Raw genomic sequence first — 22,327 nt, 5'->3', positions numbered from 1 at the left:
TCATCGCGTGGGCAAAGTTAGAGTATTAATTGTGGATGACTCTGCATTTATGAGAAAAATGATCTCAAGCTTTCTTGAGGAAGACGACAGATTTGAAGTGATTGATGTAGCAAGAAATGGCAAAGATGCCGTTCAAAAAGTAGTAGAACTGAAACCAGACGTAGTTACTTTAGATGTAGAAATGCCTATTCTAAATGGGCTTGAAGCTCTTAAAGAAATTATGAAGATTCATCCTGTACCTGTTGTTATGCTCTCGAGTACGACAAAAGAAGGGGCAGAGAATACAATCTTAGCCATGCAATACGGGGCGGTTGATTTTATCCCTAAACCTTCTGGAGCGATTTCTCTTGATATTGATAAAGTAAAAGATGAAATAACTGAAAAAGTTTTTCTTGCGGCGAAAGTTAATGCAAGAAATCTGCGTCACCATACTCAAATTGCAAAAACACCTACCAAAATTGTCGAAGATTGTAGTAAAATAGAGAAAAATAATTCAATATTAAAAGGGTTTTCATTATCAAAAAAATTGATATGTATTGGAACATCAACAGGTGGGCCTCGTGCACTTCAACAAGTACTAACTAAGCTTCCTAAGGAAACAGATGCACCAATAGTAATTGTACAGCATATGCCTCCTGGATTTACTAAATCATTGGCAGATAGGTTACATACCATCTGTCAAATAGACGTGAAGGAAGCTGAAGATGGTGAAGTGTTAAAAAAAGGTGTTGCTTATATTGCACCAGGCGGCTATCACTTAAAGGTAGTGAAACTCGGGGTGTCTCTTGCAGCTAAACTAGAAAAGACACCCCCTAAAAATGGTCATCGACCAGCAGTAGATGTTTTATTTGATTCGATTAGTGATATCACTGATTATGCTAAAGTAGCAGTCATCATGACTGGCATGGGTTCAGACGGTACAGAGGGTCTAAAAAGATTAAAAGATTCTGGAGAGGTAAAAAGTATTGCAGAATCAGAAGAAACGTGTATCGTCTACGGGATGCCAAAGACTGCTATCGCTTCAAATAAAATTGATGTAGTAGCTAGACTAGAGCAAATTGCGGAAGAAATTTTGAAGATGATAAAGTAAATAAGGGGATGCACATATGGAAATGAACCAATATCTTGAGGTGTTTATTGAAGAGAGTAAAGAACATCTTCAGGCAGTAAATGATCATCTATTAGTACTTGAGAAAAATCCAGAAGATATCTCCATAGTTAACGAGATTTTTAGATCCGCTCATACTCTAAAGGGTATGTCTGCTACTATGGGCTATGAGGATTTAGCTAGTTTAACACATCAAATGGAAAATGTCCTTGATGGAATTAGAAACCACAAAATAAAAGTTACTGCTGAGTTATTAGATGTTGTGTTTCAATCTGTTGATGATCTAGAAGCAATGGTATATTCGATTGCAGCTGGTGGTGATGGAAAACGTGACGTTAAAGAAGTAGTAGCTAAGCTTGTTGCAATTGAGAAGGGTGAATCTTTAATCACAACGAACTCTCCGACATCTAACACGGAAAAAGTTGTTGATCAAAAAAATGTTAATGTGGGACAAGATTTATCTGAAAACTATGATCAATTTGAAATTACGGTGCTTCAGCAATCACGTGAACAGGGGTTTGAAGGTTACGAGGTAAAAGTATCTCTGCGCCAAGACTGCCTCCTAAAAGCAGCCAGAGTTTTTATGGTCTTTGAAATATTAGAGCAGCTAGGTGAGGTTATCAAATCAAATCCAAGTGTTGAACTTTTAGAAGATGAGAAATTTGAAGACTCCTTTACTGTAACAGTTGTTTCAAAAGAAACGCCTAAGGACATTGAGGCAAAGGTGTCAAAGGTATCAGAAGTTGATCAAGTGATAGTTAACCTTCTTGATTTATCATTACTTGATGCTAATGTACAAGAAAAGGACGAAGAAATAGAAGTCCTACCTTCAGAATACATCCAACAAGATGTACAAGTAATAAATGAGACGGAAGAGAAAAAACAAAGTCAAACAAAAGCAGCTAACGTCAGCAATAAGACGATTCGTGTTAATATTGAACGACTTGATATCCTCATGAATCTGTTTGAAGAGTTAGTTATTGATAGAGGTCGATTAGAACAGATTTCAAGTGATTTAAATAACCAAGAGTTAAATGAAACGGTTGAAAGAATGTCAAGAATCTCAGGTGATTTACAAAACATTATACTAAACATGAGAATGGTACCAGTTGAGACCGTCTTTAACAGATTCCCGAGAATGGTACGCCAACTGGCTAGAGATCTTGGAAAGAAAATAGAACTTGTTGTTGTAGGTGCAGAGACAGAATTGGATAGAACCGTAATTGATGAAATTGGAGACCCGCTCGTTCACCTATTAAGAAATGCAATTGATCATGGCGTTGAAATGCCAGATGTGAGAAGACAAAAAGGAAAGAACGAAGAGGGGACTGTTGTTTTAAAGGCTTATCATAGTGGAAATCACGTATTCATTGAAATCGAAGATGATGGTGGTGGAATTAGCCGAGATAAGGTACTAAAAAAGGCTATAAGTAAAGGTGTTGTTTCAGAACAAACAGCACAAACACTATCAGATAAACAAGTTTATGAACTAATCATGTCCTCTGGTTTTTCAACGGCAGAGACAATTTCGGATATATCTGGTCGTGGTGTAGGATTAGACGTGGTTAAAAACACAATAGAATCACTTGGAGGCTCTATCTCAATTGATTCTATTGAAGGAAAAGGTACTACGTTTTCAATACAACTTCCATTAACATTATCCATTATTTCTGTCATGTTGGTGGAATTAGAGCAGGAGAAGTACGCGATACCAATATCTTCTATTATAGAAACAGCTATTGTGAAAAAAGAAGACATAATGAATGCTCATAACCAAAAAGTTATTGATTTTAGAGGTAAGGTTGTGCCTCTAGTATTCCTAAAGGATGTCTTTGAAGTCAAACAAATGAACCAATCCGATGAATTTCTATCTGTTGTTATTGTTAGAAAAGGAGACAAGATGGCAGGGTTAGTGGTTGATACATTCATAGGGCAACAAGAAGTTGTGTTGAAATCATTGGGTAACTATCTAACTTCAGTTTTCGCTATTTCAGGTGCCACTATATTAGGTGATGGTCAGGTAGCACTAATTGTAGATTGTAATGCGTTAATTAAATAAGGAAGAAAGGGGGAACTAAAAGATGACAGAAGAGATATACGCAAATGATGTTAAAGTCATTGTTTTTCAACTGGCTGATGAAGAGTATGGTGTGCCTGTTCAGCAGGTTCGATCTATTGAAAAAGTACAACATATTACACGTGTCCCGAAAACAGCTAAATTTGTTAAAGGTGTCATAAATCTGCGAGGATTAGTTACACCGGTTATTGATTTAAGAACGCGTTTTGGGCTTGTAGAACAGGAATACACGGACAGTACAAGAGTTATAATTGTTTCCCTAGAGAATATGGAAGTAGGCCTAATTGTAGACGCTGCAAATGATGTAATCGATATACCAGTTGAAGCTGTTGAGCCTCCTCCCGAAGTTGTGGGAGCGGTAGAGGCTAATTATATTAAAGGTGTTGCCAAAATAGAAAGACGCTTACTGATCTTATTAAAGTTAGATGCTGTATTAAATCCCGAAGAACTAAAAGTGCTACAAGGCTAGGGCAAAAATATGTCATTTCTAAAGAACTTTAATGAAACTCACATTGATATTTTAAAAGAAGTCGGTAATATTGGAGCAGGGCATGCAGCAACAGCACTCTCGAAGCTACTTGACAAAAAAATTGATATGAAAGTCCCAGATGTAAAGGTTGTCTCCTTTAATGAGATGATGGATATTGTAGGTGGCATGGAAAGTGTTGTTGCAAGTGTATTTCTAAGAGTTGAAGGGGATGCCCCTGGAAGCATGTTTTACATTCTTTCTATTGAACAAGCGTCCCGGTTCATACAGCAATTAACAAAGGACTCGTCATTCTCCCTAGACAATCCTCCCTATCCAGAGATGGCGTTGTCAGCATTACAGGAATTAGGCAATATATTGTCAGGCTCTTATTTATCTTCATTCTCTGATTTTACTAATTTGAATATGTATCCATCTGTTCCTGCTATCAGTATTGACATGGTAGGCGCTATCATTAGTTTCGGGTTAATGGAATTGTCAACAGTTGGGGACTATGCCATCCTAATTAACACAGCTTTACAAGAAGAAGAACAAACGGTACAAGGAAGCGTGGAAGGACATTTCTTTTTATTGCCTGATCCTCATTCTTTTTCTACCATTTTTAAAGCTTTGGGTGTTTCAGATGATGGACAATAAGCATTCTTCTGTCATAAAGGTTGGCATTGCAGATATGAATATTGTTCAACCACCTAATATTATTCGCACATCTGGTCTTGGCTCATGTGTTGGAGTAGTGATCTATGATGCCGTTCAAGAAGTAGCTGGAATGGCACACGTGATGCTCCCTGATTCAACTCTAGCAAAAACAGGGACGATGAATATTGCCAAGTATGCAGATACAGCATTAGAGGCTCTTGTCGAACTCATTAGAAAAGCCGGTGGCAACCCAAACGTACTAAAGGCTAAAATTGCAGGTGGTGCACAAATGTTTCAATTTACATCTGGTAGTGAGATGATGAGAATTGGACCAAGAAATGTGGAAGCAGTTAAGGAAGAACTGAAGCGGCTAAACATAAAACTATTAGCTGAAGATGTTGGTGGAAATAGCGGTCGTACAATTGAGTTTAATCCTAAAAATAAAGAACTAATGATACGTACAGTAAATCAAGGAGTTATCATTTTATAATGGCTGGAACTGGACTTATAAATGTTATATTTGGCTTCATTGGGTTTTTGATTGTGTTTGTTTCCGCGTATACCAACAATAGTCTATTAACGTCTATGATACGTGGGTTGATTTCCTTCGTATCTTTTTTTATTATTGCTTATTTATTTCGCTGGATGTTTCATTATATAATGAGTGACCCTAAAGGTAATACTATGACAATGGAGAAAACCGGAAGCAAAAATCTTGTTACTAATCAGACACAAGCGGATCTCACTCATATAAAGGATTCAATAGATCTGTTAAACGATGAAGAAGCAGAATTAGCTGCTCGTTATATTAGAGAAATGTTGAATGAAAAGGAAAAATAAGTTTGCTTTCTAATTTCTACGTCGGGCCTAACCAAGGCGCTTCACCATTTTTTGTTGTCTTGTTGTCTAGCTTCAGCACCTAGGCCCTCGAGTCAAATAACCTGAAGAGAATAAAATGGACAAACCACCTTTTTTTCGCTTCAGAACATTTGCTTGTCGGGCCTAAGCAAGGCGCTTCAGCATTTCTTATTGTCTAGCTTCAGCGCCTAGGCCCTCGAGTCAAATAACCTGAAGAGAATAAAATGGACAAACCACCATTTTCTTCTCTTCAGAACATTTGCTTGTCGGGCCTAAGCAAGGCGCTTCAGCATTTCTTATTGTCTAGCTTCAGTGGCTAGCCCTTCGAGTCAAATAACCTGAAGCGAATAAAATGGAAAAACCACCATTTTTTTCGCTTCAGAACATTTGCTTGTCAGGGCTGAACGAGCCACTTCAGCATTTCTTATTTTAGGGGGTGGATTGGCATGACTCAGGTTTCCTCGAACGAAGATCAGATGTATTGGCAGAGGTGGATTGAATCCCGTGATAGTCAAGCTGGGGATTCTTTAATGAGGATGTATCTACCGCTTGTGAATTATCATGTTCAGAGGATTGCAGTAGGACTGCCAAAAAGTGTTAGTAAAGATGATTTACAGAGCTTAGGAATGATGGGTTTATACGATGCTCTAGAAAAGTTTGATCCAACACGAGATCTTAAGTTTGATACATACGCTTCTTTTCGCATTAGAGGAGCGATTATCGACGGTCTTCGAAAAGAAGATTGGCTACCAAGAAGTTCTCGTGAAAAAGCAAAGAAGATTGATGGTGTCATTGAAAGATTAGAACAAAAACATATGAGGACGGTAACTGCAAAGGAAATTGCTGATGAATTAGGCTTAACTGAAGATGAGGTTCAGCAATCAGTCACAGAAGGTTTTTTTGCTAACGTTCTTTCGATAGATGAAGGGCCGAGAGATCAAGATGATTCTCAAGAATCGGCCAAATTTACAATTAAAGATGAAAGAACTCCGACTCCAGAGGAAAAACTACTTAAAGATGAGTTAGTAGAACAATTAGCAGTTGTGATAGAACAGTTAAACGATAATGAACAAATTGTTGTTAGTTTATTCTATAAAGAAGAGCTCACATTAACGGAAATTGGTAACGTGATGGGCCTGTCAACCTCTAGAATTTCACAGATACATTCTAAAGCATTGTTTAAGATGAAGAAAATCCTAGATACCATTTATCAATAGATTTGTTAAAGGGAGTGGGTTAAATTGAGTTTAAAATTAGTTGAGCTTCAAGTTGCACTTCCACGAACGCAAGATTTTGGGAAGATTCAAGAACAGCTTCAGCAAAGAGGTCAGCATATGCAAGACCAAATTGTAACAGGAGCAAAAAAGCAAGACCAAAAAAGACGAAAACAAGTAAATAAAAAGGATAAAAATGACCCATCAAGCCTTCACTTACATCAATCCTCACAGGAAGGTAAGTCAGTTAAAAACAATCACGACCATAAAGAACGTCACCCATACATTGGGAAAACAATTGATATTAGTGGCTAGGAGCGTTTATGTATACTTTTTTATTTATTGTTAGTTTCATACTACATGCTATCTCATTCTTTATAATCATCCTTCTGTATTATCGTTTACAACAAACGAGGGAACTTGAACGTAAACAAGTCAACCTATTAAAAGACATGGAAGATGTTTTATCTGCTTATGTCGTTGAAATGAAAGAAGAGAATGAACTATTCTTAAACAAGGTGAAAAAAGAAAAACAGAACCCATCTGAGGAACAACCATCTAAACCTATCCAGAAATCGGTAGAAAATAAGAAAAACACTTATACTAGTATTAATACACTTGACACTCAATTAACTAATGAAGATTTGTCTGCTTTATTACCAACATATAAAAAAGAAGAAATAACTGAAGAACCTAAAGTAACAAAAGTTTCTAAAGAGGAAGAAGAGAGCCTTTTTAATCTTTTACCTGTAGGTCAACAAGCTAAGATCTTACATAAAAATGGATTATCAATTGAAGAGATTGCCAAGAAGTTAAGCAAAGGTGTGACAGAAATCGAGTTATTTCTAAAATTTAATGAATAACTGCTAAATGAAGCTTGATTATGCCATTTTCCTATGTTATAGTAACTCTTGGTGTTAAATACACACGCTTATAGATTTGGACAATGGTGCTGGTAACAGTTTTGTTCGAAAATGATATGAGCGGAGGCAAATAAAAACCATTAGGAGGAATACACATGTCAGTAATTTCTATGAAGCAATTACTAGAAGCTGGTGTTCACTTCGGTCATCAAACACGCCGTTGGAACCCAAAAATGAAGAAGTACATTTTCACAGAGCGTAACGGGATTTATATCATCGACCTACAAAAAACTGTGAAAAAAGTTGAAGAAGCTTATAACTTCGTTAAAGAACTTGGAGCAAATGGTGGAACTATGCTATTTGTTGGTACAAAGAAGCAAGCTCAAGATTCTGTTAAGGAAGAAGCTGAGCGTTCAGGTATGTACTATGTTAACCAACGTTGGTTAGGTGGTACTTTAACTAACTTTGAAACAATTCAAAAGCGTATTAAGCGCCTTCGTGACATCGAAAAGATGCAAGAAGATGGAACTTTTGAAGTTTTACCAAAGAAAGAAGTTATCAACTTAAAGAAAGAATTAGATCGTCTTGAGAAGTTCTTAGGCGGTATTAAAGATATGAAGCAACTACCAGATGCTTTATTCATCATTGACCCACGTAAAGAACGTATTGCAGTTGCTGAAGCACATAAATTAAACATCCCGATCGTTGGTATTGTTGATACTAACTGTGACCCAGATGAAATTGATTATGTAATCCCTGCAAATGACGATGCAATTCGTGCTGTGAAGCTTTTAACTGCAAAGATTGCTGATGCAATTCTTGAAGCTAAACAAGGTGAAGAAACAGCACCAACTACTGCATAATTTTAAGTGAAGGTGATAAGGGGACAAAAGCCTTTTATCACCTTTTTTAAGCAAATACAGTAGGTTGAATCACTTGATAATCGGCAATATTAAAAATAGAACACATTTACTACATAAAGTAAGTATGACTAAGGAGGATTTTACAATGGCTGTAACAGCTCAAATGGTAAAAGAATTACGTGAAAAAACAGGCGCTGGAATGATGGATTGTAAGAAAGCTTTAACTGAATCTAATGGAGATATGGAAAAAGCAATTGACTATCTTCGTGAAAAAGGTATTGCTAAAGCTGCGAAAAAATCAGACCGTATTGCGGCTGAAGGTCTTGCTGTAATTGAAACTCAAGGAAATGAAGCTGTAATTCTAGAAGTAAATTCAGAAACAGATTTCGTTGCGAAAAACGAAGGTTTCTTAAACTTAACAAGAGAATTATCTTCACACTTATTAAAGAATAAGCCAGCTTCTGTTGAAGAAGCACTTGAACAAACAATGGACAACGGTGCTACTGTAGGTGAGCATATTAATAGTGCGATTGCAAAAATTGGTGAGAAGCTAACTCTTCGCCGTTTCACAGTTGCAACTAAAACTGACAACGACTCATTTGGTGCTTATCTTCACATGGGTGGTCGTATTGGAGTTTTAACTGTACTTGAGGGTACAACTGATGAGACTGTTGCAAAAGATGTTGCGATGCATATCGCAGCTGTAAACCCTAAATACGTTGATAGAAGTGCAGTTACTGAGGAAGAAATTCAACGTGAGCGTGAAGTGTTAACGCAGCAAGCTTTAAATGAAGGCAAGCCTGAAAATATCGTTGCTAAAATGGTTGAAGGTCGTCTAGGTAAATTCTTTGAAGATATCTGCTTGCTTGACCAAAGCTTTGTTAAAGATCCAGACCAAAAAGTTCGTAAGTTCGTAGAAAGCAAGGGAGCTTCAGTAAAGAGCTTCGTTCGCTATGAAGTTGGTGAAGGAATCGAAAAGCGTCAAGATAACTTCGCTGAAGAAGTTATGAGCCAAGTAAATAAGCAATAGTCTATTGCTCATATTGCCATGCTAATGGGAACACACTGTGTTCCCTATTTTCAAAAGGAAATAAAAAATCAGGACTAAACAAGGCTTAAAGAGCCTACATAAATTACTTGGTTCGCAGGAGGTAAACATGACGTCTGCAAAATTCAAACGTGTTGTACTAAAACTTAGTGGAGAAGCACTTGCTGGAGATCAAGGTTTTGGAATAAATCCGTCTGTCATTCAATCAATTGCTAAACAGGTAAAAGAGATTGCGGATATGAAAGTCGAAGTGGCAGTAGTAGTTGGAGGCGGAAATATCTGGCGTGGTAAAGCCGGTAGTGAAATGGGTATGGACCGTGCTAATGCAGATTATATGGGAATGTTAGCTACCGTGATGAATTCACTCGCACTACAAGATAGTCTGGAAAATCTTGGTATCCAAACAAGAGTTCAGACATCAATTGAGATGCGCCAAGTAGCAGAGCCATACATACGTAGAAAAGCGATTAGACACTTAGAAAAAGGTCGAGTAGTAATTTTTGCTGCTGGTACCGGTAATCCATATTTCTCAACGGACACAACAGCAGCTCTTCGTGCGGCAGAAATTGAAGCTGAAGTAATCTTAATGGCAAAAAATAATGTGGATGGCGTTTACAGTGCTGATCCTACGATTGATAAAACAGCTACAAAATATGAAACATTATCTTACTTAGATATATTAAAAGAAGGTTTAGCTGTTATGGATTCAACAGCGTCCTCTTTATGCATGGATAATGATATTTCATTAATCGTATTCTCTATTATGGAAGAAGGAAATATTAAGCGTGCAGTGTTAGGTGAAAACATTGGAACAATTGTGAGGGGGAAGTAAAATGACTCAACAAGTTGTGAAGAATGCAAAAGAAAAAATGGACAAAGCAATTCAAGCTTATCAACGTGAACTTGCTACAATCCGTGCAGGTCGAGCAAGTGCATCATTATTAGATAAAATTACAGTTGATTATTACGGTGCACCAACTCCTGTTAATCAATTAGCATCTATTAATATACCTGAAGCAAGAATGCTTCTTATTACACCTTATGATAAAACATCAATAGGGGAGATCGAAAAAGCAATCCTAAAGTCTGATTTAGGGATCACACCTACAAACGATGGTTCGGTAATTCGTATCGTTATCCCTGCTCTTACAGAAGAGCGTCGTGTAGAATTAACGAAACTAGTGAAAAAGTACGGTGAAGAAGCGAAAGTCGCAATTCGTAACATCCGCCGTGATGGTAATGACGAGTTGAAGAAACTTGAAAAGAATGGAGAAATCACAGAGGACGAATTACGTGGTTTCACTGATAACATCCAAAAAGAAACGGATGCACATATTGCGCAAATTGATAACGTAACGAAAGAAAAAGAAAAAGAAATTATGGCAGTTTAAGCCATTAGACGGTAAAATAATGAGTAGTATTATAGACCCTCTATATTTAGGGGGTTTTTTAAATTGTTTTTTGTATAGGATACGTAATAGGGATAGATCCTTACAATCAATAAATATAATTAGAATATCATGCTTATGAATGGCTGTAATTTGTTAAGATGTTACTTACGTAAAAATCTCAGGAAGGCGGATTTTTACTCGGTAGTACAATATCCAGTGCTTTAGATAGAGAGAGTTGCTCTATTCTAAAATATAATTATGGCATTTTGTCGTTTATAATAAGCTTAACTTCAGATAAAGTAGTTCAAAAGCAAAGTTTTAGAAAAGAGCTTTATGAATACACGGTAGCTTAAGTTTTTTTGAACTGTGGATAAGCTTTGTTTATAATGGTAATGATGGGGGATAAGAGGATGCTTGATAAACTAAAACGTTGGAATAATAAAAAAGAGAATGTAATATCACCTACAAAAGAAGATGTTATGTCAAAGCCTATTCCTAAGCATATTGCCATTATAATGGATGGTAATGGTAGATGGGCAAATAAAAGGGCATTACCTCGCATAGCTGGACACCACGAGGGCATGAAAGTAGTTCGTAGAATTACAAGAACTGCAAATGAGTTGGGAGTTGAAGTGTTAACTCTTTACGCCTTTTCAACAGAGAACTGGAAGAGACCTAAACAAGAAGTTGAGTACTTAATGAAATTACCTGAAGAATTTTTAGGTACGTTCTTACCAGAACTGATTACTCAAAATGTTCGAGTGCAGATGATGGGGAATCCAGAAGAGATACCATCACATACTAGAAGAGCAGTAGAAAAAGCAATGGTAGACACAAAAGATAATACAGGCTTAATACTTAATTTTGCACTAAATTATGGATCGCGAGATGAGATTACAAAAGCAATTAAAGAAATAGCAGCTGATGTTAAATCAGGACATCTTCCTGAAGATGAAATCAATGATCAATTGATTTCACAATATTTAATGACTAGTAAAATAAACGACCCCGACCTATTAATTCGAACTAGTGGTGAATATCGACTAAGTAATTTCATGCTATGGCAGCTTGCCTACACTGAATTTTGGTTTACTGATGTGTTATGGCCAGATTTTACTGAAAATGAGTTACTTGAAGCTATTCATGAGTTTCAAGCAAGACACCGTCGTTATGGGGGCGTATAAAGGGTGATGACATTTATATGAAACAACGAATATTAACAGCAGTTTTAGCTGCTGCAGTTTTTTTGCCAATAGTGATCATTGGAGGTTTGCCGTTCACTCTTTTGATTTATTTGTTGGCAACAATCTCCATTTATGAATTGTTAAAAATGAAAAAAATCTCTCTCCTTACGTTTCCAGGTATACTAAGTGTATTGTTAATATGGGTACTTTTATATCCAACTACTAGCATTAACTTTTTTAGCGAGTTAAATGTTACCAAGGTTGAGATTGCCCTATTAGCTGTGGTTTTTTTATTATCTTATACTGTTATTACAAAGAATCTTTTTACTTTTGATGATGCAGCTTTTATTATTTTAGCTACGATTTATATAGGAATTGGTTTTTATTACTTTATAGAAATTAATGAACAAGGATTAAAATATTTGTTCTTTGCTATGTTTGTAATCTGGGCAACTGACTCAGGAGCTTATTTTGTTGGTCGCGCTATGGGAAAGAGAAAGCTCTGGCCAGAAATTAGTCCCAATAAGACAGTTGAAGGATCAATAGGTGGTATTGTGTGTGCATTAATAATTGCCTTTATCTTTCATATGATCTTGCCAATAAATGAGTCATTACTGATGGTGATTATTATTACAATATTATTATCAATATTTGGGCAAATGGGAGACTTGGTTGAATCTGCTTTAAAAAGGCATTATCATGTTAAAGATTCGGGATCTATTTTACCAGGTCACGGTGGAATACTAGATCGCTTTGATAGTCTTTTATTTGTACTACCAATTTTTCATTTTCTTCAGTTTATTTAGTAGCTTGACTAGCATGTTAGCAATAGGAGCGTAAATATGAAAAAAATTAGCTTATTAGGAGCTACTGGTTCAATAGGTACTCAAACACTTGATATTGTTCGGCTTCATCCAGAAGAATTTCAAGTTGTAGCTCTATCATTTGGAAAAAATATTGAACTTGGATTGAAGATCGCTAATGAATTCAAACCTAGTCTTATTTCTGTATTAACAAAAGAGGACAAAGAAAAGGTAGTTAATCAGATTTGTTATCCTGGAAAAGTTGTTTTCGGTCATGAAGGATTGGTTGAGGTAGCAACACACCCAGATGCAGAAGTTCTTGTTAATGCTGTTTTAGGCAGTGTGGGATTAGTTCCAACTTTAGAAGCAATTAAAGAAAAGAAGACAATTGCGATTGCTAATAAAGAGACTCTTGTGACGGCTGGACAAATTGTTACAAAGGTGGCTAAGGAAAACAATGTCAGCTTGTTGCCTGTTGATAGTGAACATTCGGCAATATTCCAATCTCTAGTTGGACAAGACCAATCTAAAATAAGCCGATTAATTTTAACAGCTTCAGGCGGTAGTTTCCGAGATCGAACAAGATCACAACTTGAAAATGTGACGGTAACAGAAGCACTTGCTCATCCAAATTGGTCTATGGGCGCTAAGATAACGATAGACTCAGCTACGATGATGAATAAAGGACTTGAAGTGATAGAGGCTAAATGGCTTTTCGATTTACCATATGAAAAAATTGAAGTAATTTTACATAAAGAAAGTATTATTCATTCAATGGTCGAATATGATGACACAAGTGTAATCGCACAGCTTGGCACACCAGATATGAGAGTTCCAATTCAGTATGCGTTAACCTATCCAAACCGACTACCATTGCCATTAGCAAAAAAGTTGAACCTATGGGAAATGGGGACACTTCATTTTAATAAAATTGATTTTGAAAGATTTAAGTGTTTAGCATTGGCTTATGAAGCAGGAAGAGTGGGTGGAACGATGCCTACAGTGTTAAATGCTGCAAATGAAGTAGCGGTAGAAGCATTTTTATCTGGTAAGATACGCTTTTTACAAATTGAGAACTTAATTGAGAATGCTTTAGAAGCGCATCAAACTATTCACGAACCAGATCTACAAACTATTCAACAAGTTGATGAAGAGACTAGAAGGTATGTAACATCACTACTACAGTAAAGGTGGGTTATTATTGAATACAGTCATAGCATTTGTGATTATATTTGGTGCACTTGTATTTTTTCATGAATTAGGGCACTTAGTGTTTGCAAAGAGAGCAGGTATTTTATGCCGTGAATTTGCAATAGGGTTTGGACCAAAAGTTTTTTCTTTTAAAAAAGACGAAACGGTCTACACAATACGATTGTTACCAATCGGTGGTTTTGTGCGAATGGCAGGAGAGGACCCTGAGACAATAGATGTTAAACCGGGTTATCATGTTGGATTAATCATAAATTCTGCAAATGAAGTCACTAAAATTATATTAAATAATAAAGATAAGTTTCCTCATGCTAGAGTCATTGAAGTAGAAGAAGCGGATCTTGAAAAACAGCTTTATATTGCCGGATATGAGCAAGATGAAGAAAAGTTAGAACGTTTTTCAGTTCATGAAAAAGCTGTGTTTGTCATTGATGGACAAGAAACACAGATTGCTCCCTATCATAGACAGTTCAGCTCAAAAACGCTTGGACAGAGAACAATGGCCATTATTGCAGGACCCGCAATGAACTTTCTGTTAGCTTTAGTAATCTTCTTATTACTTGGGTTTTTACAAGGTAGCCCAGTAAATGAGGCAAGACTGGGTGAGATTGTAGAAAAAAGTCCTGCTGATCAGGCAGGTTTACAACAAGGGGATATTATACAGACCATTGATGGGGTCGATGTATCAACTTGGGAAGATGTTGTTAACATCATTCGCGAACACCCTGAAGAGGAGTTATCGTTTACAATCGATCGTGCAGGAACTCCAATTGATCTTCTGATTACTCCTGGAAAGGCAACTTCAGGCGATGAAACGTATGGTGTCATTGGGGTCTACAGTCCAGTAGAAAAGGGTGTTATAAGTTCTGTTAAGTATGGATTCACTCAAACTTATTATTGGACAAAGGAAATCTTAGTCGGACTTAGTAAATTAATTACTGGTCAATTCTCTATTGATATGCTATCTGGTCCAGTTGGAATCTACTCAGCAACTGATGAAGTAGCACAGACCGGCATATATAATTTGATGAGATGGGGAGCTATTTTAAGTATAAATCTTGGGATTATAAATTTATTACCATTACCTGCTTTAGATGGGGGCAGACTAATGTTCTTTTTAGTCGAGGCAGTTAGAGGAAAACCGATTGATCGTCAAAAAGAAGGTTTGGTTCATTTTGTTGGATTCGCTTTTTTAATGCTCTTAATGTTAGTTGTTACTTGGAATGATATCCAACGTATATTTGATATCTAATAGGTATCTAAAGTAACATAGTATGAGAATAGAGCTATTGATTTGTAACATGTAGCAAGTGAGTCAAGGAAAGTAAAGATGAAGGATTGGAAATAAATACTGAAAATCTAATCGAGACAATTACAAGATTTATTGTAAAATAGAAGTAGACCAAAAAGGTACCTCAGCAATTAAGGGGTACCTTCAATATTTCAGAAGAGTACTTTAGAAAGTGTTAACCTTAATTACTCGAGTGAAATTAACTACCGCATGACATGGAGAGGAGAGATCTATTCGTGATAGACCTTTCAACAGAACAAATAGATCGTTTTGGAATCCTATTACAGCAAATAGATATTACTGGAGACGTAAAAGATTATTTTAAAGGAGCAGGAATTGAGAAAGTATATGTCCATCCTGTTGCAAATACATGGCACTTCTCTTTTATTTGGCCGACATTATTACCGGCTACCATTTTTGAACTATTTTCAAACAAGCTTGTTCAGGCCTTCTCGCATATTGCAACGGTAAGTTTTTCTGTCAAAGCAATTGAGAAAAATGTACTGGAAAAGGACATTATTGAGTATTGGCCGATTTGTATTGACAGACTTGAAACGGTTTCTCCTATGTTTCTTCCATTATTAAAGGATCAAACTCCATCATTACAAGGTGCGAAAATTACTATTAAAGCGAGAAATGATGCAGAAGCCATTACAGTAAAGAAAAAATATGGACAAGCTATTAGTGCAAAGTTGGAGGAGTTTGGGTTTCCAACAATGCAAATTGAAACGACGGTTGAATATTCTCAGGAAGAATTTGATAAATTTGTTGAGCAAAAAGAGCAAGAAGACCGAAACAAAGTATTAGCTGCTATCACAGAAATGCAAAAGAAAGAGAAAGAACCTGCACATGAACAAAGTGGTCCTCTAACCATTGGATATACCATTAAAGAAGATCCAATATCCATTCAATCTATTCAAGAAGAGGAAAGAAGAGTGGTTATCCAAGGGTATATTTTTGATGCTGAGACAAAAGAATTGAGAAGCGGAAGACATCTGCTAACTTTTAAAATGACAGATTATACAAGCTCATTCCTTGTTAAGATGTTTTCAAGAGATAAAGAAGATATACCATTACTTCAGTCAGTTAAAAAAGGTATGTGGGTTAAAGTTAGAGGTGGAGTCCAAAACGATACATTCATCCGTGACCTTGTCATGATGGCAAATGATATACAGGAGATCGAACCTGTAAAAAGACAGGATTTAGCTCCAGATGATGAAAAACGCGTAGAACTTCATTCACATTCACCTATGAGTCAAATGGATGCCGTTACTTCTGTAAGTAAATTAATAGCACAAGCAAAGAAGTGGGGACATAAAGCATTTGCCTTAACAGATCATGGGGTTGCACAATCTTTCCCAGAAGCATACTCTGCAGGAAAGAAAAACGGAATTAAAGTAATTTATGGTCTAGAGGCAAATTTAGTAAATGACGGGGTACCGATTGCATATAACGAACAGCACAGACTACTGGCAACAGATACGTACGTTGTTTTTGACGTTGAGACCACTGGTCTATCTGCCGTTTACGATACTATTATTGAACTTGCTGCTGTTAAAATTAAAGAAGGTCAGATTATAGACAGATTTGAGTCGTTCGCTAATCCTCATCACCCTCTATCTGCAACAACTATTGATTTAACTGGAATAACTGATGATATGGTTAGAGATGCTCCAGAGGTAGCTGAAGTTATTGAACGATTTAGAAACTGGATTGGCCACGATTGTTTAGTTGCCCACAATGCTAGTTTTGATATGGGATTCCTTAATGTCGGCTTAAAGAAACTCGGATATGAAAAAGCTCAAAATCCTGTAATTGATACACTGGAGTTAGCTAGATTCTTACTACCAGAAATGAAGAATCATCGTTTAAACACGTTATGTAAAAAGTTTGATATTGAATTAACTCAACATCACCGTGCAATTTATGATGCGGAGGCAACCGGCTATCTGTTAATGAAAATGTTAAAAGATGCTCTTGAACGTGGAATTGAATATCACGACCAATTAAACGATAATATGGGTCAAGGAAATGCTTATCAGAGAGCAAGACCATCACATATTACGTTACTAGCAAAAAATGAGACAGGTCTTAAAAATTTATTTAAGCTGATTTCAATATCTCACTTAGAATATTTCTATCGAGTGCCAAGAATACCGAGATCCAAGTTAATGAAACATCGAGAAGGACTATTAGTCGGTTCTGCCTGTGATAAAGGAGAAGTATTTGAAGCAATGATGCAAAAGTCTCCTGAGGAAGTGGAAGAAGTTGCTCAGTTTTACGATTATATCGAAGTACATCCACCTGAAGTGTACTCACATCTAATAGAACTTGAACTAGTTAGAGACCAAAGAGCTCTTATAGATATTATTACAAACCTAGTAAAACTCGGTGTAAAGCTAGAAAAGCCTGTTGTAGCAACAGGAAACGTTCACTACCTTGACCATGAAGATCATATCTATCGAAAGATTCTTGTAAATTCACAAGGTGGTGCCAATCCTCTAAACCGACACCGCTTACCAAAGGTACACTTTAGAACGACGGATGAGATGCTCGAAGCGTTCTCCTTTTTAGGTGTTGAAAAAGCTAAAGAAATAGTAGTTACTAATACGAATTATATTGCGGACTTAATTGAAGAAGTGAAGCCGATAAAAGATGACTTATATACTCCTAAAATTGAAGGTGCCGATGAAGAGATGCGTGAAATGAGTTATGCGATGGCCCGTAGAATTTATGGGGATTCTTTACCTCAAATAGTTGAAGACCGATTGGAGAAAGAACTTAAATCAATTATTGGACATGGGTTTGCTGTTATTTATCTAATTTCCCACAAACTAGTTAAAAAATCACTTGATGATGGTTATCTAGTAGGTTCACGTGGTTCGGTAGGATCTTCTTTTGTTGCGACGATGACGGAGATTACTGAAGTTAATCCATTACCACCTCATTATGTTTGTCCAAAATGTAAACATTCAGAGTTCTTTGATGATGGTTCAGTTGGTTCCGGATTTGATTTACCTGATAAAGATTGTCCAGAATGTGGGGCTCGCTTTAAAAAAGACGGTCATGATATTCCATTTGAAACCTTCCTCGGTTTTAAGGGGGATAAAGTACCAGATATCGACTTAAACTTCTCAGGTGAATATCAGCCCAAAGCACATAACTATACAAAGGTTCTGTTTGGAGAGGATAATGTCTTTCGTGCAGGAACGATAGGTACAGTGGCTGAGAAGACAGCTTACGGTTATGTGAAAGGGTACGCAAACGATCACAATTTAACAATCCGAAGTGCAGAAGTAGACCGACTTGTTTCAGGATGTACAGGAGTGAAGAGAACAACTGGACAGCATCCAGGTGGAATTATAGTTGTACCAGATTATATGGAAGTGTTTGACTTTACACCTATACAATTCCCGGCTGATGATTCATCTTCTGAGTGGAAGACGACACATTTTGATTTCCACTCCATTCACGATAACTTGTTAAAGCTTGATATACTTGGACACGATGATCCTACAGTTATCAGGATGTTACAAGACTTAAGTGGTATTGATCCTAAGACAATCCCAACGGATGATCCTGAAGTTATGAAGATTTTCGGAGGAACTTCATCTTTAGGTGTAACTGCAGAACAAATCATGTGTAAAACGGGAACTTTAGGTATCCCTGAGTTTGGAACGAAATTTGTTAGACAGATGCTTGAAGATACAAAGCCAACAACATTTTCTGAATTAGTTCAAATATCAGGTCTATCACATGGTACTGATGTTTGGCTAGGGAATGCATCGGAGCTCATTGCAAACGGAATTTGTACCCTGAGTGAAGTAATCGGTTGTCGTGATGACATCATGGTATACCTAATATACAAGGGACTAGAGCCTTCCCTAGCGTTTAAGATAATGGAAAACGTACGTAAAGGTAAAGGGCTTCCTGACGATTGGATACAGGAAATGAAAAATAATAATGTACCCGACTGGTACATTGACTCTTGTCTGAAAATAAAGTATATGTTCCCTAAGGCCCATGCTGCAGCTTATGTGTTAATGGCCGTTCGTATTGCTTACTTTAAAGTTCATCATCCAATCCTTTATTATGCTGCATACTTTACAGTTAGAGCGGAGGATTTTGATATTGAAGCAATGGTAAGAGGTTCAAATGCAATTAAGGCAAAGATTGAAGAAATAAATGCCAAGGGATTTGATGCCTCAACGAAGGAAAAGAACCTGTTGACGGTACTTGAGATTTCATTAGAAATGTGTGAACGTGGCTATTCGTTCCAAAAAGTAGATTTATATCGTTCTAGTGCTAATGAGTTTATTGTGGAAGGAAACACCTTAATTCCACCATTCAATTCTATTCCTGGATTAGGAACAAATGCTGCATTAAATATTGTAAAAGCAAGAGGGGAAGGAGAATTCTTATCTAAGGAAGATCTCCAGCAGCGAAGTAAAATATCTAAAACTATCTTGGAATATCTTGATAGTCAAGGATGCTTAGAAGACTTACCAGATCAAAATCAATTGTCTCTTTTCTAATGTTTTCAGGTTTTGTTATTATTTGCATAAAACAGGTGATTATGTTATAGTAACAGAGGAAATGCTATGAATAGGACGTGATGAAGAGTGGGGAAACCCACTCTTTCGTATTACTGTCAGTTTTTTTACATAATAACTAGTAATCCCTGCTAATAAGCAGGGAATTTTAATCAAACCTTATATATGTAGGCTGATCATAGTATTGTTGTTTTTGAAAAATGTCCGTAAACGGATTAAACGTAGAAAACAACAAAGTTATAGAAAAGAGCTTATATGAAAGTGTAAAGTAAGGAGGGTATAAATGAGTCAAAAAGTTACTGAAGTCGTAGAGGGATTAGTTACACCTATACTTAATGAATTAGATCTAGAATTAGTTGACGTTGAGTACGTAAAAGAAGGTAAAGATTGGTTTCTAAGAGTGTATATAGATTCAAGTAATGGGATTGATATTGAACAATGTGGTACTGTTAGTGAACGTTTGAGTGAACGTCTTGATGAAACAGATCCAATTCCACATCTTTATTTCTTGGAAGTTTCGTCACCAGGTGCTGAACGCCCTTTAAAAAAATCCAAGGATTTTGAAAAGGCTATTGGCAAACAAGTCTTTATTAAAACGTATGAGCCAATCGATGGTGAAAAACAATTCGAAGGTGAACTACTCAATTATGATGGGGAGTCTGTGACAGTGGCCTACATGATTAAGACTAGAAAGAAAGTAACAACAATCCCATTTGAAAAGGTTGCAAGTGCACGTCTTGCCGTTACATTTAATTAGTAATTTAGACGCAAGTCTTACTTTATTACTTCTCATTCCTGCTCCTGTTTCAGAAAGAGCATGTCTTTTTTTGAAACAGGAGACCGCTTTTTGTGGCACTCGGTTTTTAAGAGTGAGGAAAAGGAAGTAATAAAAGATGGGCCTTCTTAGAATAGGAAGTTTGCTTGGATAAACAAGCTTTCCTTTAGTATGGGTTATGTTAAAGATACAGGACCTTTTAAATTGTAAAAGATATGGAAAATACAGTTGATTCTTTAAAGGGGGATCCAAGAAAAATGAGTAGTGAGCTATTAGATGCCCTTATCATGTTAGAAAAAGAAAAGGGAATTAGTAAAGATATCTTGCTAGATGCAATTGAAGCAGCACTTATATCTGCTTACAAACGAAATTTTAATCAAGCTCAAAATGTCAGGGTAGATGTAAATCCTGAGCGCGGCTCAATGAGAGTATTTGCTCGTAAGGATGTTGTTGACGATGTGTTCGACCCAAGACTTGAGATTTCACAAGAGCAAGCACGATTAATTAACCCTAATTATCAAGTTGGGGATGTTATTGAAATTGAAGTGACTCCAAAAGATTTTGGACGTATTGCTGCACAGACGGCAAAACAAGTAGTGACACAGCGCGTGCGTGAAGCAGAAAGAGGAGTCATCTATACTGAATTTATTGACCGTGAAGAAGATATCATGACTGGGATTGTACAACGTCAAGATGCTAGATTCATTTATGTTAATTTAGGAAAGATTGAAGCCCTTCTTCCAGCAGCTGAACAAATGCCTAACGAAACGTATAAGCCACATGACCGAATTAAAGTGTTTATTACAAAAGTTGAGAGAACAACCAAAGGTCCTCAAATATTTGTATCGAGAACACATCCTGGTTTATTAAAGCGATTATTCGAGCTAGAAGTGCCAGAAATTTTTGATGGTACTGTTGAAATCAAATCTGTAGCACGTGAAGCGGGAGACCGTTCTAAAATCTCGGTACACACTGACAATCCAGATTTAGATCCTGTTGGCTCTTGTGTAGGTCCTAAAGGAGGACGTGTGCAAGCAATTGTTAACGAGCTAAAGGGTGAAAAAATCGATATCGTGAAATGGTCAAAGGATCCAATTGAATTTGTAGCTAACGCTTTAAGTCCATCTCAAGTGGAAGAAGTAATTGTAAGTGAAGAAGAGAAAGCAACAACAGTTATCGTTCCAGATAATCAACTTTCACTTGCTATCGGAAAACGTGGTCAAAACGCACGTCTTGCTGCTAAATTAACAGGATGGAAAATAGATATTAAGAGTCATTCTGATGCTGAGAAGCTGGGGATTGTTGGTTCAGGTGAGTCATTAGAAAATTACAAGCTACCAGTAGAGGAATTAGAGTAAGAGGTGAAGTAAGTTGGCAAATCGTAAGGTTCCCTTAAGGAAATGTGTAGCGAGTCAAGAAATGAAAGATAAAAAAGAACTCATTCGGATTGTCCGCTCAAAGGAAGGGGACGTTTCGATTGACTTGACTGGAAAAAAGGCTGGTCGCGGTGCTTATGTAAGTAAGGATCGAGATATTATCCTACAGGCTAAAAAGAAAAACACATTGGCCAGTCAATTGAAAACCAAAATCAATGACTCTATCTATGAGGAATTATTAGCATTAGTAGAAGCGAAGGAGAGTCAACAATAGTGAATCAACAACCATGGAAATCTCTTGTAGGACTAGCTGCTCGAGCACGGAAGATAATTTCTGGGGAGGAATTGGTTGTTAAAGAAATCCAACGAAGCAAGGTAAGCCTTGTGCTATTATCTTTGGATGCCTCAAAAAATACTGAAAAGAAAATAACTGATAAGTGTGCTTTCTATAAAATTCCACTTCGCCGTGTTGAAAACAGGTATGAACTAGGCCAGGCAATAGGGAAAGACGCTAGAGTTGTTATCGGAATACAGGATGAGGGATTTGCTAGAAAGCTGAACACATTGCTCGAGGAATAAATTCGGGGGTGA

22 protein-coding genes are annotated in these 22,327 nt (G+C 36.8%); all 22 read left to right on the top strand.

Annotation, left to right across the window (positions count from 1 at the left end):
- Positions 1 to 7 precede the first annotated feature (7 nt).
- The 22 genes from LT143_RS03780 to LT143_RS03675 all read left to right on the top strand — a co-directional run bounded on the left by LT143_RS03780 (position 8) and on the right by LT143_RS03675 (position 22,315).
- Positions 8 to 1,090: a protein-glutamate methylesterase/protein-glutamine glutaminase gene (locus LT143_RS03780; protein ID WP_246939880.1), complete on the top strand. Its 1,083-nt coding sequence runs from the start codon at positions 8 to 10 to the stop codon at positions 1,088 to 1,090.
- 16 nt (positions 1,091 to 1,106) lie between these two features.
- Positions 1,107 to 3,167, top strand: a complete 2,061-nt coding sequence (locus tag LT143_RS03775) for a chemotaxis protein CheA (protein WP_246939878.1) — start codon at positions 1,107 to 1,109, stop codon at positions 3,165 to 3,167.
- 22 nt (positions 3,168 to 3,189) lie between these two features.
- Positions 3,190 to 3,654, top strand: coding sequence for a chemotaxis protein CheW (locus LT143_RS03770; protein ID WP_246939876.1), 465 nt, complete (start codon positions 3,190 to 3,192; stop codon positions 3,652 to 3,654).
- Between the two features lie 9 nt (positions 3,655 to 3,663).
- Positions 3,664 to 4,308, top strand: a complete 645-nt coding sequence (locus LT143_RS03765) for a chemotaxis protein CheC (RefSeq protein WP_246939873.1) — start codon at positions 3,664 to 3,666, stop codon at positions 4,306 to 4,308.
- Positions 4,295 to 4,798 carry a chemotaxis protein CheD gene (locus tag LT143_RS03760; RefSeq protein WP_246939872.1) on the top strand — a complete coding sequence of 168 codons (504 nt, stop codon included), beginning with the start codon at positions 4,295 to 4,297 and terminating at the stop codon, positions 4,796 to 4,798. Before LT143_RS03765 ends, LT143_RS03760 begins: the two co-directional genes overlap by 14 nt.
- Positions 4,798 to 5,148, top strand: a complete 351-nt coding sequence (locus LT143_RS03755) for a hypothetical protein (protein ID WP_246939869.1) — start codon at positions 4,798 to 4,800, stop codon at positions 5,146 to 5,148. The genes LT143_RS03760 and LT143_RS03755 overlap by 1 nt, the downstream gene beginning before the upstream one ends.
- Before the next feature lie 464 nt (positions 5,149 to 5,612).
- Positions 5,613 to 6,383 carry a FliA/WhiG family RNA polymerase sigma factor gene (locus LT143_RS03750; RefSeq protein WP_246939867.1) on the top strand — a complete coding sequence of 257 codons (771 nt, stop codon included), beginning with the start codon at positions 5,613 to 5,615 and terminating at the stop codon, positions 6,381 to 6,383.
- A 24-nt stretch (positions 6,384 to 6,407) separates the two neighbouring features.
- Entirely contained in the window at positions 6,408 to 6,695 is a 288-nt protein-coding gene (locus tag LT143_RS03745) for a hypothetical protein (RefSeq protein ID WP_246939864.1), read from the top strand.
- A gap of 8 nt (positions 6,696 to 6,703) precedes the next feature.
- The gene (locus LT143_RS03740) at positions 6,704 to 7,243 is read left to right on the top strand and encodes a hypothetical protein (RefSeq protein ID WP_246939862.1); all 540 of its coding nucleotides are present in this window, start codon (positions 6,704 to 6,706) and stop codon (positions 7,241 to 7,243) included.
- A gap of 155 nt (positions 7,244 to 7,398) precedes the next feature.
- The gene (gene rpsB / locus LT143_RS03735; RefSeq protein ID WP_246939859.1) at positions 7,399 to 8,106 is read left to right on the top strand and encodes a 30S ribosomal protein S2; all 708 of its coding nucleotides are present in this window, start codon (positions 7,399 to 7,401) and stop codon (positions 8,104 to 8,106) included.
- Positions 8,107 to 8,251: 145 nt separating this feature from the next.
- Positions 8,252 to 9,136 (top strand): translation elongation factor Ts, encoded by an 885-nt coding sequence (tsf, locus tag LT143_RS03730; protein WP_246939856.1) that lies wholly within the window; start codon positions 8,252 to 8,254, stop codon positions 9,134 to 9,136.
- A 127-nt stretch (positions 9,137 to 9,263) separates the two neighbouring features.
- Positions 9,264 to 9,986, top strand: coding sequence for a UMP kinase (pyrH, locus tag LT143_RS03725; RefSeq protein ID WP_246939853.1), 723 nt, complete (start codon positions 9,264 to 9,266; stop codon positions 9,984 to 9,986).
- Position 9,987: 1 nt separating this feature from the next.
- Positions 9,988 to 10,545 (top strand): ribosome recycling factor, encoded by a 558-nt coding sequence (gene frr / locus LT143_RS03720; RefSeq protein ID WP_246939850.1) that lies wholly within the window; start codon positions 9,988 to 9,990, stop codon positions 10,543 to 10,545.
- A gap of 410 nt (positions 10,546 to 10,955) precedes the next feature.
- Positions 10,956 to 11,729: an isoprenyl transferase gene (locus LT143_RS03715; protein ID WP_272495676.1), complete on the top strand. Its 774-nt coding sequence runs from the start codon at positions 10,956 to 10,958 to the stop codon at positions 11,727 to 11,729.
- Between the two features lie 17 nt (positions 11,730 to 11,746).
- The gene (locus LT143_RS03710; RefSeq protein WP_246939847.1) at positions 11,747 to 12,535 is read left to right on the top strand and encodes a phosphatidate cytidylyltransferase; all 789 of its coding nucleotides are present in this window, start codon (positions 11,747 to 11,749) and stop codon (positions 12,533 to 12,535) included.
- A gap of 36 nt (positions 12,536 to 12,571) precedes the next feature.
- On the top strand, positions 12,572 to 13,720 hold the full coding sequence (locus tag LT143_RS03705; protein WP_246939844.1) for a 1-deoxy-D-xylulose-5-phosphate reductoisomerase: 1,149 nt from the start codon (positions 12,572 to 12,574) through the stop codon (positions 13,718 to 13,720).
- 13 nt (positions 13,721 to 13,733) lie between these two features.
- Entirely contained in the window at positions 13,734 to 14,993 is a 1,260-nt protein-coding gene (gene rseP / locus LT143_RS03700; RefSeq protein ID WP_246939840.1) for an RIP metalloprotease RseP, read from the top strand.
- 254 nt (positions 14,994 to 15,247) lie between these two features.
- Positions 15,248 to 19,567, top strand: coding sequence for a PolC-type DNA polymerase III (locus LT143_RS03695; RefSeq protein ID WP_418909799.1), 4,320 nt, complete (start codon positions 15,248 to 15,250; stop codon positions 19,565 to 19,567).
- 301 nt (positions 19,568 to 19,868) lie between these two features.
- On the top strand, positions 19,869 to 20,342 hold the full coding sequence (gene rimP, locus LT143_RS03690) for a ribosome maturation factor RimP (protein WP_246939837.1): 474 nt from the start codon (positions 19,869 to 19,871) through the stop codon (positions 20,340 to 20,342).
- A gap of 275 nt (positions 20,343 to 20,617) precedes the next feature.
- On the top strand, positions 20,618 to 21,718 hold the full coding sequence (nusA, locus tag LT143_RS03685) for a transcription termination factor NusA (RefSeq protein WP_246939834.1): 1,101 nt from the start codon (positions 20,618 to 20,620) through the stop codon (positions 21,716 to 21,718).
- Positions 21,719 to 21,731: 13 nt separating this feature from the next.
- A complete protein-coding gene (gene rnpM / locus LT143_RS03680) occupies positions 21,732 to 22,010 on the top strand; it encodes an RNase P modulator RnpM (RefSeq protein ID WP_246939831.1) in 279 nt (92 codons plus the stop codon).
- Entirely contained in the window at positions 22,010 to 22,315 is a 306-nt protein-coding gene (locus LT143_RS03675; RefSeq protein WP_246939828.1) for a YlxQ family RNA-binding protein, read from the top strand. The genes rnpM and LT143_RS03675 overlap by 1 nt, the downstream gene beginning before the upstream one ends.
- The last annotated feature ends 12 nt before the right edge of the window (positions 22,316 to 22,327 follow it).

Origin of the sequence: Bacillus pinisoli (assembly GCF_023036475.1) — a bacterium.
Classification (GTDB): domain Bacteria; phylum Bacillota; class Bacilli; order Bacillales; family SA4; genus Bacillus_BS; species Bacillus_BS pinisoli.
This window is presented reverse-complemented; position numbering and strand designations above follow the sequence as displayed.

What these genes read in the sequence shown, in the direction of transcription:
- LT143_RS03760 (WP_246939872.1), top strand. Translation starts at nt 4,295, where the DNA reads ATGATGGACAATAAGCATTCTTCTGTCATAAAGGTTGGCATTGCAGAT.
- frr (WP_246939850.1), top strand. Translation starts at nt 9,988, where the DNA reads ATGACTCAACAAGTTGTGAAGAATGCAAAAGAAAAAATGGACAAAGCA.
- LT143_RS03740 (WP_246939862.1), top strand. Translation starts at nt 6,704, where the DNA reads ATGTATACTTTTTTATTTATTGTTAGTTTCATACTACATGCTATCTCA.
- LT143_RS03755 (WP_246939869.1), top strand. Translation starts at nt 4,798, where the DNA reads ATGGCTGGAACTGGACTTATAAATGTTATATTTGGCTTCATTGGGTTT.
- LT143_RS03705 (WP_246939844.1), top strand. Translation starts at nt 12,572, where the DNA reads ATGAAAAAAATTAGCTTATTAGGAGCTACTGGTTCAATAGGTACTCAA.
- LT143_RS03710 (WP_246939847.1), top strand. Translation starts at nt 11,747, where the DNA reads ATGAAACAACGAATATTAACAGCAGTTTTAGCTGCTGCAGTTTTTTTG.
- LT143_RS03770 (WP_246939876.1), top strand. Translation starts at nt 3,190, where the DNA reads ATGACAGAAGAGATATACGCAAATGATGTTAAAGTCATTGTTTTTCAA.
- LT143_RS03775 (WP_246939878.1), top strand. Translation starts at nt 1,107, where the DNA reads ATGGAAATGAACCAATATCTTGAGGTGTTTATTGAAGAGAGTAAAGAA.
- LT143_RS03765 (WP_246939873.1), top strand. Translation starts at nt 3,664, where the DNA reads ATGTCATTTCTAAAGAACTTTAATGAAACTCACATTGATATTTTAAAA.
- pyrH (WP_246939853.1), top strand. Translation starts at nt 9,264, where the DNA reads ATGACGTCTGCAAAATTCAAACGTGTTGTACTAAAACTTAGTGGAGAA.
- LT143_RS03715 (WP_272495676.1), top strand. Translation starts at nt 10,956, where the DNA reads ATGCTTGATAAACTAAAACGTTGGAATAATAAAAAAGAGAATGTAATA.
- LT143_RS03750 (WP_246939867.1), top strand. Translation starts at nt 5,613, where the DNA reads ATGACTCAGGTTTCCTCGAACGAAGATCAGATGTATTGGCAGAGGTGG.
- LT143_RS03695 (WP_418909799.1), top strand. Translation starts at nt 15,248, where the DNA reads ATGGAGAGGAGAGATCTATTCGTGATAGACCTTTCAACAGAACAAATA.
- rpsB (WP_246939859.1), top strand. Translation starts at nt 7,399, where the DNA reads ATGTCAGTAATTTCTATGAAGCAATTACTAGAAGCTGGTGTTCACTTC.
- rimP (WP_246939837.1), top strand. Translation starts at nt 19,869, where the DNA reads ATGAGTCAAAAAGTTACTGAAGTCGTAGAGGGATTAGTTACACCTATA.
- nusA (WP_246939834.1), top strand. Translation starts at nt 20,618, where the DNA reads ATGAGTAGTGAGCTATTAGATGCCCTTATCATGTTAGAAAAAGAAAAG.
- tsf (WP_246939856.1), top strand. Translation starts at nt 8,252, where the DNA reads ATGGCTGTAACAGCTCAAATGGTAAAAGAATTACGTGAAAAAACAGGC.